Source organism: Aquimarina discodermiae (assembly GCF_040786235.1).
Taxonomy (GTDB): Bacteria; Bacteroidota; Bacteroidia; order Flavobacteriales; family Flavobacteriaceae; genus Aquimarina.
Genome location: NZ_JBFMKP010000045.1, coordinates 1 through 18724, shown reverse-complemented (window position 1 = coordinate 18724; position 18724 = coordinate 1). Strand labels below are relative to the sequence as shown.

General features: G+C 32.3%; 22 protein-coding genes. 14 read left to right on the top strand and 8 right to left on the bottom strand.

All coding sequences use genetic code 11. From position 1 onward, the window contains the following. Positions 1-18 precede the first annotated feature (18 nt). The gene (locus ABW636_RS21160; protein ID WP_367592093.1) at positions 19-846 is read right to left on the bottom strand and encodes a hypothetical protein; all 828 of its coding nucleotides are present in this window, start codon (positions 844-846) and stop codon (positions 19-21) included. A 359-nt stretch (positions 847-1205) separates the two neighbouring features. After that, positions 1206-2048 (bottom strand): 1,4-dihydroxy-2-naphthoyl-CoA synthase, encoded by an 843-nt coding sequence (locus ABW636_RS21155; protein WP_367592092.1) that lies wholly within the window; start codon positions 2046-2048, stop codon positions 1206-1208. Positions 2049-2189: 141 nt separating this feature from the next. Between ABW636_RS21155 and ABW636_RS21150 the strand changes: the two genes are divergently transcribed. Then, positions 2190-2528 (top strand): hypothetical protein, encoded by a 339-nt coding sequence (locus tag ABW636_RS21150; RefSeq protein ID WP_367592091.1) that lies wholly within the window; start codon positions 2190-2192, stop codon positions 2526-2528. Positions 2529-2691: 163 nt separating this feature from the next. Here ABW636_RS21150 and ABW636_RS21145 read toward each other — a convergent pair whose 3' ends face one another. Next, positions 2692-5004, bottom strand: coding sequence for an endonuclease (locus ABW636_RS21145; protein WP_367592090.1), 2313 nt, complete (start codon positions 5002-5004; stop codon positions 2692-2694). A 293-nt stretch (positions 5005-5297) separates the two neighbouring features. On the opposite strand from ABW636_RS21145, the gene ABW636_RS21140 reads away from it, so the two are divergent. The 6 genes from ABW636_RS21140 (at position 5298) to ABW636_RS21115 (ending at position 7315) form a co-directional block, all read left to right on the top strand. After that, complete coding sequence (locus ABW636_RS21140; protein WP_367592089.1) at positions 5298-5483, top strand: hypothetical protein; 186 nt, start codon at positions 5298-5300, stop codon at positions 5481-5483. 59 nt (positions 5484-5542) lie between these two features. Then, positions 5543-5731, top strand: a complete 189-nt coding sequence (locus tag ABW636_RS21135) for a hypothetical protein (protein ID WP_367592088.1) — start codon at positions 5543-5545, stop codon at positions 5729-5731. 203 nt (positions 5732-5934) lie between these two features. After that, positions 5935-6252 (top strand): DUF2752 domain-containing protein, encoded by a 318-nt coding sequence (locus ABW636_RS21130; RefSeq protein ID WP_367592087.1) that lies wholly within the window; start codon positions 5935-5937, stop codon positions 6250-6252. A gap of 16 nt (positions 6253-6268) precedes the next feature. Then, complete coding sequence (locus tag ABW636_RS21125; RefSeq protein WP_367592086.1) at positions 6269-6550, top strand: CD225/dispanin family protein; 282 nt, start codon at positions 6269-6271, stop codon at positions 6548-6550. Continuing rightward, positions 6550-6942 (top strand): DUF2752 domain-containing protein, encoded by a 393-nt coding sequence (locus tag ABW636_RS21120; RefSeq protein WP_367592085.1) that lies wholly within the window; start codon positions 6550-6552, stop codon positions 6940-6942. The genes ABW636_RS21125 and ABW636_RS21120 overlap by 1 nt, the downstream gene beginning before the upstream one ends. A 52-nt stretch (positions 6943-6994) precedes the next feature. Further along, positions 6995-7315, top strand: coding sequence for a CCC motif membrane protein (locus ABW636_RS21115; RefSeq protein WP_367592084.1), 321 nt, complete (start codon positions 6995-6997; stop codon positions 7313-7315). A gap of 73 nt (positions 7316-7388) precedes the next feature. On the opposite strand, the gene rocD is transcribed toward ABW636_RS21115, so the two are convergent. The 3 genes from rocD to ABW636_RS21100 all read right to left on the bottom strand — a co-directional run bounded on the left by rocD (position 7389) and on the right by ABW636_RS21100 (position 9681). After that, positions 7389-8633, bottom strand: coding sequence for an ornithine--oxo-acid transaminase (gene rocD / locus ABW636_RS21110; RefSeq protein ID WP_367592083.1), 1245 nt, complete (start codon positions 8631-8633; stop codon positions 7389-7391). Between the two features lie 120 nt (positions 8634-8753). Next, positions 8754-9137 (bottom strand): DUF6768 family protein, encoded by a 384-nt coding sequence (locus ABW636_RS21105; protein ID WP_367592082.1) that lies wholly within the window; start codon positions 9135-9137, stop codon positions 8754-8756. After that, positions 9127-9681: an RNA polymerase sigma factor gene (locus ABW636_RS21100; protein WP_367592081.1), complete on the bottom strand. Its 555-nt coding sequence runs from the start codon at positions 9679-9681 to the stop codon at positions 9127-9129. The genes ABW636_RS21105 and ABW636_RS21100 overlap by 11 nt, the downstream gene beginning before the upstream one ends. Before the next feature lie 117 nt (positions 9682-9798). Between ABW636_RS21100 and rlmD the strand changes: the two genes are divergently transcribed. From rlmD to ABW636_RS21085, 3 genes are read left to right on the top strand one after another with little or no spacing between them, the layout of a single operon-like run. Next, positions 9799-11208: a 23S rRNA (uracil(1939)-C(5))-methyltransferase RlmD gene (rlmD, locus tag ABW636_RS21095; RefSeq protein WP_367592080.1), complete on the top strand. Its 1410-nt coding sequence runs from the start codon at positions 9799-9801 to the stop codon at positions 11206-11208. A 4-nt stretch (positions 11209-11212) separates the two neighbouring features. Continuing rightward, positions 11213-11728 carry a DUF6452 family protein gene (locus tag ABW636_RS21090; protein WP_367592079.1) on the top strand — a complete coding sequence of 172 codons (516 nt, stop codon included), beginning with the start codon at positions 11213-11215 and terminating at the stop codon, positions 11726-11728. Beyond that, positions 11703-12404: a DUF6048 family protein gene (locus tag ABW636_RS21085; protein WP_367592078.1), complete on the top strand. Its 702-nt coding sequence runs from the start codon at positions 11703-11705 to the stop codon at positions 12402-12404. The genes ABW636_RS21090 and ABW636_RS21085 overlap by 26 nt, the downstream gene beginning before the upstream one ends. Positions 12405-12433: 29 nt before the next feature. Here the strand turns inward: ABW636_RS21085 and ABW636_RS21080 are convergent, their stop codons facing one another. Next, positions 12434-13573 carry a THUMP domain-containing class I SAM-dependent RNA methyltransferase gene (locus tag ABW636_RS21080; RefSeq protein ID WP_367592101.1) on the bottom strand — a complete coding sequence of 380 codons (1140 nt, stop codon included), beginning with the start codon at positions 13571-13573 and terminating at the stop codon, positions 12434-12436. A gap of 125 nt (positions 13574-13698) precedes the next feature. On the opposite strand from ABW636_RS21080, the gene ABW636_RS21075 reads away from it, so the two are divergent. Genes ABW636_RS21075 through ABW636_RS21065 form a run of 3 tightly spaced genes read left to right on the top strand, consistent with a single transcriptional unit; the run spans position 13699 to position 15538 of the window. Next, positions 13699-14430, top strand: a complete 732-nt coding sequence (locus ABW636_RS21075; RefSeq protein ID WP_367592076.1) for a class I SAM-dependent methyltransferase — start codon at positions 13699-13701, stop codon at positions 14428-14430. After that, positions 14430-15107: a ZIP family metal transporter gene (locus ABW636_RS21070; RefSeq protein ID WP_367592075.1), complete on the top strand. Its 678-nt coding sequence runs from the start codon at positions 14430-14432 to the stop codon at positions 15105-15107. Before ABW636_RS21075 ends, ABW636_RS21070 begins: the two co-directional genes overlap by 1 nt. A gap of 2 nt (positions 15108-15109) precedes the next feature. Continuing rightward, positions 15110-15538, top strand: a complete 429-nt coding sequence (locus ABW636_RS21065) for a DUF4268 domain-containing protein (protein ID WP_367592074.1) — start codon at positions 15110-15112, stop codon at positions 15536-15538. Positions 15539-15560: 22 nt separating this feature from the next. On the opposite strand, the gene ABW636_RS21060 is transcribed toward ABW636_RS21065, so the two are convergent. Continuing rightward, a complete protein-coding gene (locus ABW636_RS21060; protein ID WP_367592073.1) occupies positions 15561-16058 on the bottom strand; it encodes a TlpA family protein disulfide reductase in 498 nt (165 codons plus the stop codon). Between the two features lie 281 nt (positions 16059-16339). Here ABW636_RS21060 and ABW636_RS21055 point away from each other — a divergent pair, with 281 nt between their 5' ends. Continuing rightward, positions 16340-18568 (top strand): tetratricopeptide repeat-containing hybrid sensor histidine kinase/response regulator, encoded by a 2229-nt coding sequence (locus ABW636_RS21055; RefSeq protein ID WP_367592072.1) that lies wholly within the window; start codon positions 16340-16342, stop codon positions 18566-18568. The last annotated feature ends 156 nt before the right edge of the window (positions 18569-18724 follow it).

The window sequence follows — 18724 nt, the reverse complement described above, 5'->3', positions numbered from 1 at the left end:
GCTTTTCTCAAATAGGTTTTAAGGTAACTTTTGCTGCACTATCTTATGCACTATGCCGTCATCAACTTCTAAGATCAATATTGGTCTATCTAGTATTATTTTTTGTAACGCTTTTAGTGAGAAACCATTAGAAATTTGGTTAATATTTTCAATTTTTACTCTTGCGTTCTCATCTAATTCTAAAATTACTGACCTAGAACTCTGATTATGAATATAATAATTATTATACAAAAAATACAATGTATCGCCATTATTATCTATATCGTACTCTGCTTTACCATATTCCCTTGCTTTTTTTACTGCTTTCTTACCTTCATAATACTCTATAACATCTACTTCAAGAAAAATAGCATCATTACTCCTATATGCTTTATGAATATAACAGTGTTTTCTATCTAGTTTTTTCTTCTTTGTCTTTTTTTTGCTATCCAAACTATCTTTTGAGAATGTAGTAAGTGATTCTAAAATAGTATCGCCATCGATATAACCTTTTTCTATAGAATCTTTTACAAGCCCCTTTTCTTGATTCTGAACAATACGTTTAAGACTATCTAATGCTCTTTGCAAAGAATCATTTGCTATTAACAGTTGTTTTATTTCATCTTGTTTTTTAGGGCTCTTGGTGCCTAGTGACAAACCTTTTTCACTTTTCATAAAAAAAAGACTTCCTCCAGCAATAAACAAGATCAAAAATATGATAAAACCAAAATAGTAATTCCGTATTTTTTTACTTCTTTTTAAATCATTAGAAATAGACCTTAACTGATCTTCAAATCGTTGTTGCTTTATATCAGTTTTCTCAATTTGATAATGCATCGATAAAAGCTCCTCTTCCTTCTTATTCATTTAATAAATCGTATTTAGTCTATTTTTCCACTTTCTTTAGTATTTACCATCTTTATTTATCAGACATATCGACCTCTTAATACATACATAAAAATATTTTTTATGAGTAAATTCTGATCGATGTTAGTGTAATAAATGTTAAAGTAAAAAATAAATTTACCAAATAAAAAACATCTATAACACAGAGAACTACATAATTAGATTAATGTACAATTTTAACGACATATAACTTAGTTACATGGCTATGATAATTGTAAATAGGGAATATTCCTATATAAAACCCCTATGAATTTAGACTATAAAAAAAGTGCTTTTCTAAAAAGAAAAGCACTTTTTTACAAATATTATACTTCAAATTTTTAAGGAATCCACTTAACATCCTTAAAATTAGGTTTTCTTTTTTCAAGAAATGCATTGCGTCCTTCTTTTGCCTCTTCTGTCATATATGCCAACCTTGTAGCTTCTCCCGCAAATACCTGCTGTCCTACCATACCATCATCGGTCAGGTTCATAGCAAATTTAAGCATCTTAATAGAGGTTGGAGATTTTTCCAGGATTTCTTGTCCCCACTCATACGCAGTATCTTCAAGTTCTGCATGAGGAATCACAGCGTTAACCATCCCCATTTCATACGCTTCTTGTGCAGAGTAATTTCTTCCTAAGAAAAAGATCTCACGTGCTTTCTTTTGTCCTACCATTTTTGCCAGGTAAGCAGATCCATACCCACCATCAAAACTAGTAACATCTGCATCTGTTTGCTTAAAAATAGCGTGTTCTTTACTGGCTAATGTAAGATCACAAACCACATGCAAACTATGCCCTCCTCCTACTGCCCAACCAGGTACCACAGCAATCACGACCTTTGGCATAAATCTGATAAGTCGTTGTACTTCCAGAATATTTAATCGATGCATTCCATCTTCGCCTACATACCCTTGATGTCCTCTTGCCTTCTGATCACCACCACTACAAAAACTATACACTCCATCTTTTGTTGAAGGACCTTCTGCAGATAGCAATACCACCCCTATCGAAGTATCCTCTTGCGCATCATAAAATGCATCATACAATTCGCTTGTCGTTTGCGGTCTAAAAGCATTTCGAACATTGGGTCTGTTAAATGCTATTCTGGCAATTCCGTTTGATTTTTTATAGGTGATATCCTGATATTCTTTTGCAGTTTTCCAGTCTATTGAATTCATTACATTATTTTTAGTACGACCAAAAATACTACAATAAATAATATCACACCATAAATCCACAATACATAAGTAACGTGATTAAAAAAATATTTCTAGCATAGTTTTTGATAATTATAAAAAGAATCTATAAATCAAACATCTATGAGGTCCTTTTTAGTAGCACTATTTGGTATAATGAGTTTTCTTTCTTTTGGACAAAAAAACAATTCATCTCAATTTTTCTGGTCAACAAATCAACAAATTAACAATGACACTGAAAAAAAATACGTGTCGCTAGATAACGTCGCTATTGATATAAATGATTTTAAAAACAAGACTTTTATAGATATGAAAAGTTTTTATCCCAATGGTTATAACATTGATGTATCATTTTCGGTGCCTCTTGAAAAAAAATCTTGGTTCTATGATCCGTTATCCTTAGACAACCCTTATCCATTTTACCCATCAAATTATACTTTGGATAATAGAATTACATCATAATTTTATTGCGTCTCAAGGAGGCATTATCAACAATGCATATACAGACCTTTTTATCTACATTGCTCCTTGTCCATATGATTAGAAATAAATATAAACTAAGGGATATCTTCTAGATCAAACACTAAAAGATATCGCCTTATATAACAATCTGATATGAAAAAAATTAGTTCTTTATCAAAACTTTTTTCTCTAATATATTCTGATTTTTATCTATAATTTGGAGTACATACAGACCCGAAAGTAGTCCTTCTAGTGAAATAATAGCCTCAGATATTTTTCCTGATCTAACCTTATTGCCATGTATATCAGTCAAAATGAAATTAAGATCAAAAGTATGATCCTTTGTCTCCATGCTTATTTGAATAAAACCTGAAGCAGGATTTGGGTGTATTTTTATTGAATATTCTTTGTCTTGGAGTTCATTATTACCCTTTAATTGATTTTTTGACCTAGCTAATGATGCATTTATGTTTACCGTATAATCCTCTACTTCTCCATACCCAAAAGTTTCACAAGGAGTCGGTACCCCATTCCATTTCATAGCAACCCTCATTCTTGTAGCTCCATTTTTTGCGGTAGAAGGAATATTAAAATTAAACATCAGGATATTTGAACTTGAAGAAGTACTATTCACTACTCTTTCTGACGAATCAAAAGTTCCGTTTTGATCAAAATCAATCCAAACCGCCCAATTCTCGGGATAAGAACTGCTCGCAAAACCTGCACTTACTTTAATAGTATTTGTTCCTATTATTAAATTTCCTACCTGAGATGTAAAATCACCATACCCTTCATTTGCTACTGTTGTATTTGAAACATTTCCAATCTCAACATAGTCTATATATTCAAAATCAACTGTATTTCCTTTTGACAAACAATACTGTAATGAGGTATTATCTGTTCCTCCAGAACTACCTCCAGCAAAAGTATGATTTCCCAAGTTATCAAATGTATTTTGAGAAAAAGAATCCCATTCTGATGATGTATAAGATACTGTAGGAGATATTACGGTTGACTTTCTTCTTAATGTAACATCTTTGGCAAAGTTTGACGAACCTCCATTAAAAACCCCAATGATATCGATGAGCGTGCCATTTTTGAACAATCCGACAGGGTCATTGCCATTAAAAGTCATTGTCGCAGCACTAGATGTCAAATCTGCCTTATTTTTTACCGTAGACGATGCAGAGTTATTTGCCACAACGAATACCTGACCATTTGCCAGGGTTCCTGTAAGGTTTAAAGCTGAAGACCAAGAACCAGAACCATTGGTCTGCCTCTTAATACTATATGCAGATAAACTAATAGATGCTCCTGTATGATTTGCTATTTCTAATGCTTTATTGTTAGATGACCCTTCTATGTATTCTGAAAAAAACAAACCGCTTGCATTTCCACCAGTGGTAGATGATTGAGTCGTTACCTGTATAGTATTGCTAGAGGCAGACCTATTATTTGCTGCATCTTTTGCTCTAATAAAAAAAGAATATGTCGTATCTGGTGTTAATCCCGAAATAGTATAACTTGTCGTAGCAGTTGTACCCAGAAGTCCTCCATTTCTATATATCTCATAACCTGTAACTCCTACATTATCTGTTGACGCACTCCAGGAAATGAATGTACTTGTTTGTGTAGTATTAGATGTCGTTATATTACCAGGAATTGTAGGCGCTTGTGTATCTCCTCCGCCTATATTGCCAAATCTGTCTTCTGCTTGTGGACCTCCCCAAATTTGAGTTGCGAACGCAGGATTATCTATAAACGGATTTCTATTACCCTGTAAATTTTCAAGAATTGGATTTCGTTGTAACTCTACAGAAGAAACGGGGTCTTCTTCATTCCATTCTAGAAACAGATTTAACATATTACCATCTGATGTGTTCGTAACCCCGACCCCAACATTTTTAGGCAAACAACGGTTTCCGTATCTAATGTACATATACATCATAATACGGGCAACATCTCCTTTCCATTCATCGCCAGGATACCAATGACCTTGAGATGTGGCTCCAGAATTACTGCTTCCATCGCCAAATTTTCTATTACCTCTGGATGAATTGCGTTGTACATCACATGGTCTCAAATGATGTGCATCTGCTCCAGGGCCAGATGTTCCTAAATTAGGATTCCCTAATGATTTTGGATACACATGTTCCCGGTTCCAATCTCCTGTTCCTCCTCCATTATTATTAATTCCTCTAGTTCTATCATTGGTAGTGTTTGCATCTACATCATTATAGCCATAAATTAAAAGAACTTTTGACGTATTAGAAGGGGCTACATCGGTTTGTTTTAATGCATTCCAAACACCAGGAGTATAGCTAAGAAAATTAGTATGTGTACTTGTTACTTTATTAGCCAGCTCGTTTTTAAGAGCTGTCCCAGACAAGTTTAAATTTACATTTGAATAATACGGCGGAACTTGACTAAAACCAAGTATCGGAATCGTAATAAGTAAAAATAGTATGCTTTTCATCTTTAATTAAGGTTGATTAAGAATAATTTGTGTTTTCGAAACTATAATTATTTAACCAATCCTATTTAAGTAAAATGTTATCAAATCATTACCTGCTTTACTTCTTTACCCCATCTCAAACACGAGATAACTATAAAAGTTTACCATATCTAATGTGCAATCGTTATACCAAAGATGAATTTAATAGAAAAAATACCCGAACCACTACAAAACCACAAGTATTAAATGGTTTATACGTATCTGATATACAGTTTTTTACAGTATATTTAATTCTAATTTAAATAGCACAAACAATGAAAAAAATCTTAAACCTAAACGGAGTTCAAAAATTAAACAAGCAAGAACAAAAAAGCATCAAAGGGGCTGGGTATCATATAGGTTGTTGTCCTAATGGTAATGGATGTCGTATCAGCTTTGGTAATCAGAGTTTTTGCGAACCGGGACGTTGTCTTGGCTGGAGAGGATGTATTTTGTATTAAAAAAACTTTAAAGTAATACCGTAATATTACACAATTTAATTATAACTAAAATTCACACAATGAAAAAAATCTTAAACCTGAAAGGAATCCAGCAATTATCAAAAGAAGAGCAACAGGAAATTAAAGGTTCTTGGGGAAACAGAGTATACTGTGGTGGCCCAAGAAGATGTTGCATTCGTTTTCCTCATGGAGGAGAGTTCTGCGATTACGGATATTGCATGGGTAACGGAAGATGTGTTTGGGCATAACCCTAACATAATTCATCTAAAAGAAAATAGGGTAAATAGCTTGTATTTACCCTATTTTTTTATTCTATAAATACCTCTCACTTACTTTCCTTTTCTTTTCAAAAGAAAACTATTGTAATGGCAATTCTTTGATTTTCTTATTTATTATGTATAAAAAAAATCATCTTTTTTTTTTAAGGTAAATTCAAAATACAAGTTGTATTATGTATATTGCATACAAGAATTGTAACACTTTGCTTTTGGAAAAATACATGCTCCCATGCCTTAACAAAAAACTTTTCGGTATCGACTGCTTGGGTTGTGGAATGCAAAGATCTATGGCACTACTTCTAAAAGGAGATTTTATAGGTGCCTTTTATATGTACCCCGCTATTTATCCTCTTATATTATTGCTTCTATATCTGGGAAGTACTTTTTTTATGCAATTCGAACACGACAAAACGATCAGAATTACCTTAATAAGTAGCACTGCTTTTACGATAGTAGTAAGCTACATCATCAAAATGAAAATTATTTTTTAACAAATCGATTCATATTATGGAAACTAATCAAGAAAGACCCAAAAATTATTTAGTAGAATCTATCCTAGTAACAATTTTTTGTTGCCTCCCCCTAGGGATTGTAGGTATTATTAACGCTTCTAAAGTAAATTCTGAATTTGAACAAGGAAACTTTGAAGAAGCTAATAAAGCATCTGCTAGTGCAAAAAAATGGGCAAAATATGGTCTTATTGCAGGAATAATTTGGATAATCGGGGTCCTTATTTTCACATTTGTAACTGGTGGATTGGCAATGTTAAGTGGTAGTTCAGGATATTAATGAAGATTAAACATATTGGCATAGGCATAGTATTCGTTATCATACTATGCCTATACTATTTTTATAATCCAACTATAGAAGGGATTTTTCCTAAATGTCCTTTTTATAGTGTAACAGGGTTGTATTGCCCCGGTTGTGGTAGTCAACGTGCATTACACCAACTATTACACTTTAACCTTTTAGAAACCATCAATTATAATGCACTTTATGTAATTGGTTTGTTTTCTATCCTATATAATCTAATTATTAAAGGTGTAAACACCTATTTTAACAAAGGGTACTATAATTACCTTAATCATCCCAAAACCCCAATAGTTATTGGAGTAATCATCATTATATTTTGGATTCTTAGAAATATATCATCCCAACCCTTTTGCTATTTGGCTCCATAAACCCGGTAAAAAAAATAACATTTATATTAGCACTAACTAATCAAACCAAATTATGGAAAAACAAACACTACCTAATTCTACCGTAATCCTTGTTCTTGGTATTTTGTCAATTCTTGGTTGCTGTTGCTATGGTATACCTGGTATTATTTTCGGTATTGTAACGATCATTATGGCAAATAAAGCAACCACAGTGTATAATGAAAATCTAGAGTTATATTCACACACTGGTCTTCAAAACGTAAAAACAGGTAAAATTTTAGCAATTATAGGGCTTGTGTTAAGTATCCTTTATTTTATTTATTCTATTTTTTCTATTTTCTTATATGGTATATTAGGAATAGGAACAATTTACGAAATAATGAAACAGTATTAAAGAGTTTAAAAACATTGTCTAATAAAAAAACCACCCTATTGGTGGTTTTTTTATTAGAGTAAATCAAATACTCTTACTTCTCAAATTCTTTTAATGTATTGGTAATGATCTCTACACATTCTAATAATTGTGTTTTGTTCATTACTAATGGTGGTGCAAACCGAATGATATTACCATGTGTTGGTTTTGCCAAAAGACCATTGTCTTTAAGCGCTACACAGATATTCCATGCCGTATCACTATCTTCAGAATCGTTGATCAAAATTGCATTTAATAATCCCTTACCTCTTACCAGAGTAGCGATATTAGAATTTTCTATGTATTTCCCTATTTCTGATCTAAACAACTGACCTAGTTCTTCTGCGTTTTCTGCAAGCTTCTCATCTCTTACTACTTCTAGAGCAGCAACCGCAACTGCAGCTGCAACAGGGTTCCCTCCAAAAGTACTACCGTGGTTTCCCGGCTTGATCACCTCCATAATACGATCATCTGCCAATACCCCAGATACAGGGTATGCTCCACCACTTAATGCTTTTCCTAAAATTAAGATATCTGGTTTAACATCTTCATGATTAACTGCTAGTAATTTACCGGTACGTGCAACTCCTGTCTGTACTTCGTCTGCAATAAACAATACATTGTTCTTTTCACAAATCTCTTTTGCTTTTGCCAAATATCCTTCTGAAGGAACAAATACTCCTGCTTCTCCCTGAATAGGTTCTACCATAAATCCAGCAACATTGCTATTACCCTTAATAGCTTCTTCTAATTGCTCTAGATTATCATAATCTATTTTTATAAATCCATTGGTAAACGGTCCAAAATTCTTTCTAGCAACAGGATCATTAGAAAATGATATAATCGTTGTGGTTCTACCGTGAAAATTGTTTTTACATACAATAATTTGAGCTTCATTTTCTGGAATCCCCTTCTTCTCGTATGCCCATTTTCTACATAGTTTCAAACCCGTTTCTACAGCTTCTGCACCCGTATTCATTGGCAATAACTTGTCATAACCAAAAACCTCGGTAGCAAACTTCTCATATTCTCCTAATTTGTCATTATAAAATGCTCGAGAAGTTAATGTTAATGTCTGAGCTTGGTTTACCATAGCTCCTACAATCTTAGGGTGGCAATGACCCTGGTTTACTGCAGAGTACGCACTTAAGAAATCATAATATTTCTTGCCTTCTACATCCCAAACATATACTCCTTCACCTTTGCTTAAAACAACAGGTAATGGGTGATAATTATGAGCTCCATACTTGTCCTCTAATTCAATTAACTCCTTTGATGACTTTTTTTCTAAAATTGCCATTGTAAAACGTATTAAAATAAAACTTTTCGATTCCTACTTTGATGCATTAATCAGGAGAGAAATCATCCCAAAAAAGTTGCTCGCAAATTACTAAATATAAGCTTCTCTCTAAAATCTTACTTAGGATATTTTTCCTCCTAATGAGGATACTTGCAATTCTAATCGTTTAATTTCTCTTAACATTGCATTTTTATCCATCTGCATCCAGGTATATAATTTGATCATAGAATGAAAAACTACACATAGAATCAACCCAACACTCCATTTTATTAGCTCGTTTGTATCTTGAACATTAAAAAATTGCGAAGCACAATAGATCAATAATCCAAATATGATCAAGTTTACAAAAGTCATTAAAACCATGATTTTTTTTAATTTCCCTTTAAACACGCCAGAAAACATTCCAAACAAATTCTGTTCATCCAACTCATCATAAAATTTTGCTTCTTCCTCGGTTAATGTTTCCTTAATTAGTTTATCAATATCTTTGATTTTATTGTCCATAGTTTTTGTTTTTTAAAATTAGTTTTAATTTTTCTCTAGCCTTAAACAACCGAGATTTAACGGTTCCTGCAGGTACTTGTATGATTTCCCCTATCTCTTTAATACTATAATCTTCAAGGTAAAAAAGGTTTAATACTATTTGTTGTTCTTGAGATAATGCTCTTATCGAATGTTTCAATACCTTATAGATACTCTCTTCTTCATTGATAGCTGTACTTTTTTCTTTAACCTGATGTTTATACTCATTATAAAACGCTACCTCTTTACTATGTTTACGATACCAATCAAGCGCTTTTCTGGTAACGATGGTTAATGCCCAACTCCCAAAACAATCTGGGTCTTTTAAATTATTAATTTTTAAGAAAATAGTACTCCAACTATCCTGAGCAATATCTTTTGACACTTCTATATCATTAGTGTACCAATATGCTTGTTTACATAGTTTTATATGCCATCTTTTGACAAGAAGTGATATTGCCCTTTCATTTCCGGATTGACATTGTAGTACCAGAAGCGCATCAAATACCTTATTAGAGGATCTCATACCGATCTTTATAGTATAGACGAAGAAATAACAAATAGGTTCATTTTTTTACGTCTTTTTCGATAAGATATATTGAATAATTTATAAGTATATGCTTTCTATTCTTATTTTTGCGCTATGGCAAGAAAAAAAAGAAGACAAGTCTTCGAAAATATCGAAGTAATTGACGCAGGAGCTAAAGGGAAAAGTATTGCCAAAGCACCTGACGGAAAAGTTATATTTATTAATAATGCTGTACCAGGAGATGTAGTTGATATACAAACTACCAAAAAGCGTAAAGCCTACTATGAAGGTTCTGCTACAGCTTTTCACAGCTTATCAGATAAACGTGCAGAGCCCGTTTGTTCTCATTTTGGAACTTGTGGAGGTTGCAAATGGCAGTTTATGGGGTATGAGCATCAGCTAGCTTTTAAACAACAAGAGGTCGTTAATAATCTAACTAGGTTAGGTAAAATCGAACTCCCAGAAGTTATGCCCATTCTAGGCTCTGAAGATCAGTTCTTTTATAGAAATAAAATGGAGTTCTCGTTTAGTGATAGCCGTTGGCTTACTCTTGATGAGATTCAAAGTGATTCTGAAATTAAAGATAGAAATGCGCTAGGATTTCATATCCCGGGTATGTGGGATAAAATTCTAGATATTGATAAGTGTCACCTTCAAGAAGATCCTAGTAATGCTATTAGAAATAAGGTAAAAGCATTTGCTACAGAAAATGATCTTTCGTTTTACAATGCTAGAAATCAACATGGTTTTTTAAGAACGCTCATGATTCGTATTGCCTCGACTGGAGAAATAATGGTTTTGGTGCAGTTTTTTCATGAAGATGTAGAGAAAAGAACTTTGTTGCTAGAGTATATTGCCAATGAGTTTCCAGAGATTACCTCGCTTCAATATACTATTAATAGTAAAGGTAACGATACTATTTATGATCAGAACATTATCTGCTATAAAGGAAAAGATTTTATAGAAGAAGAGATGGAAGGTTTGCGTTTTAAGATTAATGCAAAATCTTTTTATCAAACCAATTCTAAACAAGCGTATGAACTGTATAAAGTAACTCGTGATTTTGCCGACCTTACAGGATCAGAGTTGGTATATGACTTATATACAGGTACAGGTACTATTGCACAATTTGTTGCCAAGAAAGCAAAAAAAGTAATTGGTGTAGAAGCAGTTCCTGAAGCTATAGAAGATGCCAAAGAAAATGCCAAACGCAATACTATCGACAATGTAGAGTTTTATGTAGGAGATATGAAAAAGGTATTTACTACAGACTTTATAGAGCAACATGGTCAACCCGAGGTGGTCATTACAGATCCGCCACGAGATGGTATGCATAAAGATGTAGTTGCCCAGTTATTACATATTTCTCCTCAAAAAATTGTGTATGTTAGTTGTAATAGTGCAACGCAAGCAAGAGATTTGGCGTTATTAGATGAAGTATACAAAGTAAGTAAAGTGCAACCTGTAGATATGTTCCCGCAAACATTTCACGTAGAAAACGTTGTATTACTTGAAAAACGGTAATTATATGAGCATACTCAGAAACATATCACTTCTAGCAACTATCATTTTGGTTATTACTTTTAATATGGGTTGTGAACGAGATGATATTTGTGCAGAAGATACCCCCACTACTCCTTTACTAATCATTAAATTTATCGATGTAGAAAATGGTACAGAGATAAAAGCCCCATCAGAATTACAAGTAAAAGCAGTTGGGGTTGATGATATTTACCCAATAGGTAGTGTTCGGGATTCTATTTTAATTCCGCTTAAAAATGATGTCTCTGTTACAGACTATGAATTGACTATTGACTCAGACACTACTAACGAGGAAACCACAACCAATACAGATGTTATAAGCATTCAATACACCCCTGTCGAGGAGTATGTAAGTAGTGCATGCGGTTTTAAAGTGAATTATGAGGGAATCACAATATCACCACCTGTAGTTGGAGATGATGGCAGCTGGATTAAAAATATAACCATACAAAGAGAGAACGTAACCGATGAGAGCAATGCGCACGTACTTATTTTTCATTAGTCTATTACTTACCTTTAGCTCTTATGCTCAGGAAAATACCAAAGTAACCGCTCAAGACACGCTTCCTCCATCAGAAAAGTATGGGGTTAGAGCGGGTATTGATCTTAGTAAACTTATTCGTTCTACACTAGATGAAAATTACACTGGATTCGAAATTGTAGGAGACTATAGATTTTATAAAGATTTTTACCTTGCCGCAGAAATAGGAAACGAATCTTTTATAAGGGATGAAGAAAACATTAATGTTAAAGCATCAGGAAACTATATACGAGCTGGTATTGACTATAATGTTTATAAGAATTGGTATGGAATGCAAAATAATATTTATGTAGGTTTACGCTATGGTTTTTCTTCCTTTGATCAGACATTAAATGATTATACCATTTTTACAGACACTAATTACTTTGGAGTAAGTGAAGTCAATGACAAAATAGAATCCAAAGGCCTAAATGCCAGCTGGATCGAATTCGTTTTTGGAATCAAAGTAGAGACACTTAAAAATCTTTATATGGGAGCTAACTTATCTCTAAGAAATCTGGTAAGTGAAAAAACGCCAGACAGATTTGACAATTTATATATCCCTGGATTTGGACGTACCAACGATTTTAGCAGTATCGGTGTTGGTTACGGATATTCTATAAGTTATCTTATTCCGTTTTTTAAGAAAAAGAAATAAGAAAATTAGATGCTACAAACGGCTAGTAATTATTTCTGAAATTTAGCTCTTTTACTGCCCGCGTACATTTCATACTTAACCAATCGCGCTTCTAACTTACCATTGAAAACTTTTATTTTTCTTGATGGCCGAAGACCAACATGTTTCAAAGATTCAAGATTTCCGGTTATAAACCATGCGTTTGTACCTGGATATTGTTTTTTCAAGGTATCTCCTATTCTTTCATAGAACTCTTCAGTATCGACCTCTAATCGTTCATCATAAGGAGGATTAAACGTCATATGAAGAGGCCCTTCTGTTTCTTTAGTACTTTCGAAAAAATCTCCTTCTTTTATTTTAATAAAATCTTCCAGATTGGCATTTTTTACATTTGTAATTGCCTTACGAACGGTTGAAGCTTCTTTATCCATACTTATAATAGTATGATGAAAATCTCTAGTTTTTTTAAGACAGGATTCTTCTATTTTCTCGAATAAATCCATATCCCAATCCAGCCATTTTTCAAAAGCAAATTCTTTTCTATTCAAATTTGCTGGTATATTGCATGCGATCATTGCTGCTTCGATAGCCATCGTACCACTACCGCACATTGGATCTAAAAAATCACATTGGCCATCCCATCCCGAAAGCAGTAATAAACCTGCCGCCAGCACTTCATTAATAGGAGCAATATTTGTTGCTGTACGGTACCCTCTGTGATGTAAAGATCCACCAGAACTATCCAAAGAAACCGTACATATATCCTGTTGAATATGAATATTGATTGTAAGATCAGGATGTTCTAATTCGACACTAGGTCTTGAACCTGTTTCTTTTCTAAATTTATCGACAATCGCATCTTTTGTTTTTAAGGCAATAAACTGTGAATGATTAAACAAGGTTGAATTTACGGTAGCATAGATTGCAAAAGTATCATTAACATCTAAATACTCATTCCAATTAACAGTTTGAATAAAGGCATATAAATCATTTTCGTTCTTTACCTTACCAGACGTAATTGGTTTTAAAATTCTTACCGCTGTTCTTAAACAAAGATTTGCTTTATACATAAACCCTATATCCCCATAAAAACTTACTACACGGTTTCCTACTTGCACCTTTTGTGCTCCCAAATTTCTAAGTTCTTTTGCCAGAACTTCTTCAAAACCAAAAAGGGTTTTGGCTACCATTTTAAACGAATCGCCCACTATATCTGTTTTCTATCTAAAACTATCCAGAGCTTCTATACAACTAGAATAAAAACTTTAAACAACTTCTACAATTAAACCGCAAAAATACATTAATTTTGCGCTCTATGCTAAAAGATTCAATAATGTGGTATACCTCTTGGTTCAATACACCTTATTATCATATTTTATATAAGGACCGAGATCATTTAGAAGCCGAGGGTTTTATGGACAATATCACAAATTACTTAAGTCTCGAAAAAGGGGAAAAAGTATTAGACTTGGCCTGCGGAAAAGGGCGCCATAGTATCTACTTAAACACCCTAGGGTTTGATGTAATAGGTGCAGACCTATCTAAAAATAGTATTCAATATGCATCGCAATTCGAAAATGATTCCTTAAAGTTTACGGTGCATGATATGAGTAAACCATATCCTGAAAAGTTTTCTGCTATCTTTAATCTATTCACTAGCTTTGGATATTTTGATAAAGAAGAGGACAACCTAAAAACATTGCTTGCAATGAAATCAAGTCTTCGTGAAAATGGATTTGGAATTATTGACTTTATGAATGTTGATCTTGTGATTAACAATCTGGTAGCTGAAGAAGTAAAAACCATAGGTACTATTACTTTTAACATTAAGAGGTTTTATGAGGAAGGATATATCTATAAGGAAATAAAATTTAGAGACAATGATGAAGATTTCTTTTATACAGAACGTGTAAAAGCTATTACCTTGAATGACTTTGAAAACTATTTCAAAAAAGCCAATATAAATTTACTAGATGTTTTTGGCGACTATAAACTCAAAAAGTTTAGCAAAAATACATCACCAAGACTCATATTAATTTTTCAATAGTGCATAATTATTTATTATCAATAATAGCGGTGGTTATAGGAGCTCTTGTAGTTCTTGTTTTTAAACCAAATAATCAAAAGAGTTTAAAATTACTACTTGCATTTAGTGGTGCTTTTTTATTAGCCATTACTATTTTTGATATATTACCCGAAGTTTTTGAAGACAATCCTAACTCTAAAAGCACTGGAGTATGGATTATGATTGGTATTTTATTACAAAAGGTACTTGAATATTTTTCTCAAGGAGCAGAACATGGGCATGTTCATTTAGATAAGAAATCGAATCAAATCCCTCTATTGCTATTTACCAGCTTAGGAATCCACGCACTCTTAGAAGGTTTTCCTATTCATCATAACGATGATATTTTGATTGGGATTATTATTCACAAGATTCCGATTGCAATGATCTTAACCACTTTCTTGTTTAAAACCAAAATTAAGAAACCGTATATAATATTGTTTTTAATTCTGTTTGCCTTAATGACCCCTCTAGGAACGTTTCTGGCAGAATCATTAAGTATGTTGCAAAACTATTATAAAGAGATTACAGCTATAGTTATTGGTATCTTTCTGCATGTTTCGACGACTATATTATTTGAAAATAACGAAGGCCATAAGTTTAACATCACCAAATTGTTAGTTATTTTGTTGGCCACAGGGGTTGCATATATTGTCTAGTTATGTTTAGTAAAGAGGACTCTAAAAAAATAAGACAGGAATTTTGGACTACTTTTGGAAAAGAATACCCAAGAAAATGGTTACTGTATAACACCAAAATTAAAGATGTCACTTTAAAATTTACGTTCACTACAAAAAAAGCTCAGGTGTCTATTGATATAGAGCCCGATGATAAGTTAATAAGGGCTTATTATTATGATAGGTTCTTAAGCTTAAAAGCGATCATAAGTACTAATTTTTTGGAAAGCATAATCTTTGAAGAATCATATGAATTGGAGAATGGTAAAGTAATATCCAGGCTCTATGTCGAACTACCCAAGGTAAGCATTCATAATAAAAGTACCTGGAATGACACAATGATATTTTTAGATCAGCATATGGACAAACTAGAAACCTTTTTTTTAGAATACAAAGACTACATCAAAGCTTAATTTTTTATAAAAACATTTTATTCTAATTTTCTGAAAGTATCTTTTCTATTTCTGTAAACGAAACCTTACCTTTCAATTTACCGTTTGGATCAATCAAAAATTTTGCAGGTATTTCTGTAACACCATATGCTCGTGCAATGGGCGAAAGTAACACAAACTTATTCTGATGAACAATTTGGTTTTTCCATACAAAACCATCTTTTTGAGCTGCTTTTTTCCATGATATGGAATCTTTCTCCAACGCAACGGTAACAATTGTTAATTTATTCGCATATTTCTTATGCAATTCTACTAGCTTAGGGTTTTCTTTTCTACAAGGGGGGCACCATGATCCCCAAAAATCTAATAACACATATTTACCTTGTAAATCAGATAGCTTAAACGATGTTTCATCTATCAGTGTAGTTTGAAAATCTGGTGCTTGTTCTCCTTCTTTTGCACCCAGAAACTTAACATAAAAGTAAAATAGTGCTACTAGCAGAATAACTATAATTATGAAATATCGAAATAGCTTTTTCATACAAACTAAAAAATTTAAGTAATTTTTATTTAGCAACTAATATAACATTTCTAACGAATGTCTCGTCAAACTAAATAATTACAATCCTAAAACATCTTAGAATCTATCATAAAACGTTATTTAACTGTATCAAATATTATATTTCAATAAAATGTAAGTTTTTTCCTAATAAAACATAGTGAAATATATACTATATATGCTTTTTATGTTATCAAAATAACATTTTAACGAATTTATGTATTTTTTTTTATATATTTAAATACCCCAAAACTATATTGAAAATGAAGAACGCAAAAATTCGTAAACACTGCATTCTACTGATATGCCTTTATCTATTTTCTTTAAATGTATATACGCAACATAAATATCAGTATGAAGAAATGACATTTTCTGAGTTAGAAAATGTTATTAAATATACCGAAAACCACTTTACTTTATTGGGAAGGGTTAACGCTATCAAAACTATCGAAACAATAATTGATATCTCAGAGAAATTCGGTTCCAAACAAAAGTATCATTTAAAAGCATATTCATATAATACCCTTGGCAAAATTTATTATACTAATAAGTATTATAAAGGAGCTATAAAGAACTATAAAATCGCTGAATTATATGTAAAACAACTTGATGATTTTCCTGAAATAGCTATAAAAATAAACAACAACATTGCTTTAGCATACCTACATGGCTTTAACAAGCCTAATAGAGCTCTTAAAAAGATAAAATACATTTACGAGAATCGCAGTGGTATAGATCAAACTTCTCATCATATTCTAGCCTTAAATTTGGCATCTATATATATCAAGATCAAAAAATACAATAAAGCATTTCTTTTATTACAAAAATGTAAGAAATATTTTATTGAGCATGAGCAAACATTACCCGAAAAATTAGTCACGACCTATACAAACTATGGAGAATATTACTATCATAAAAGAGAATATGGCAAAGCAATAAAACATTATGAATTGGCAGCCGACCTAGCCGAAAAAAATCACCTTTTTAGAAAAGCAATGGTGATTTATAAAAAACACGAAAATTTATTAGTGAAAACTGGTGAAAAGGGTAAGGCATATGCTATTCTAAAAAAATATACAAAACATCATCAAATTGCTTTGGATGCAGAAAAAAAAGAAGCTAATCGATATAGAAAACATCTTTATTTAAGTGAACAAAAAACTACAATAGAAACCAAAAAAGCTGAAAAATCTAAAAACATATCTATATTCACACTTTCGTTACTTATTTTATGTTTAATATTTTTCTGTTTCTTTATTTACAATCATAGACAAACTAAGATTCTTGGTAAATCTCTTGCCATTAAAAACAAACAACTTAAGATAGCAAAAGAAAATTCTGATCGTCTGGCGGCAATCAAAACAAAATTTATATCTACTGTGAGTCATGAACTAAGAACTCCTTTGTATGGGGTAATTGGATTATCCTCTATTTTATTAGAACGTATAAAAGACAAAGAAGATTATAAGTTTATAAAATTAATGAAGTTTTCTGCAGATCATTTATTAAATCTAATCAACGATGTATTACAGGTAACCAAAATGGAATCTTATGAGATACAATTAGAGGCTACCAGTTATAATATTAGAAACCTTGCTGACGATATTAAAAATTCTTTTGAGTACCAAACAACAAAAAATGGTAATACATTTCATCTCAATTTTGATCCTACAATTCCTCATAGACTTATTGGTGATCCTGTAAGACTATCTCAAATATTTATTAATCTTATTAGTAATGCCAACAAATTTACCGAGAACGGAAACATATGGTTAAACTTTGTTAACCCAGTCATTACAGATAATACTGTCGAAATTACTTTTGAAATTAAAGATAACGGAAGAGGAATTCCTTTGGATAAACAAGAAACCATCTTTAATAAGTTTACCCAGGCAAACTCTAAGGATCATAGTATTGGCACGGGTCTAGGGTTACATATTGTCAAAAACCTAGTTCATTTGCACGGAGGCGAGATCCAATTAGAAAGTGCCGAAGGTAAAGGGTCTACCTTTTATTTTACAATTAGTTTTGAGATAGACGCCAATCATAAAGTTGTTTCTAAAAAAAGAAGCAAAAAAGACCCTGTTGTATACATCAATACCAATGAATATAATATACTAATAGTCGAAGACAACAAAATAAATCAGATCGTTACCCAAAACATTTTAAAAACCAAAGGGTATAATTCACAAATAGCCTGTGATGGTCAAATAGCTGTTAATATGGTAAAGAAAAACGATTATGATCTTATTTTGATGGATCTCAATATGCCAAATATGGGTGGTATGGAAGCTACAAAGCTTATTAGAGAACTTGATATACATGTTCCTATTATTGCTTTGAGTGCTACAGACACCTCAGAAACCATTGCTACGATCCTAAAGCCTAATTCTGGTTTTAATGACTTTATGATAAAGCCCTATAAAAACGAGGAGTTCTTTAGTAAAGTAGAAAAACATATCAGAGAAAATATCATCCCTAAAGCGTCTTAAAAAGCCTGTAGAACACTTTTAAAGGAGTTATAGTAAATTAATTACACAAAATGCGACGTATTCAAACTCGTTCATTTTCTTATTCATAGTTTCTCTGTATAGTAAGTTACGTAATCTTAAGAAAACATAAACAAGCGTTAAAGAAATTTACGCATA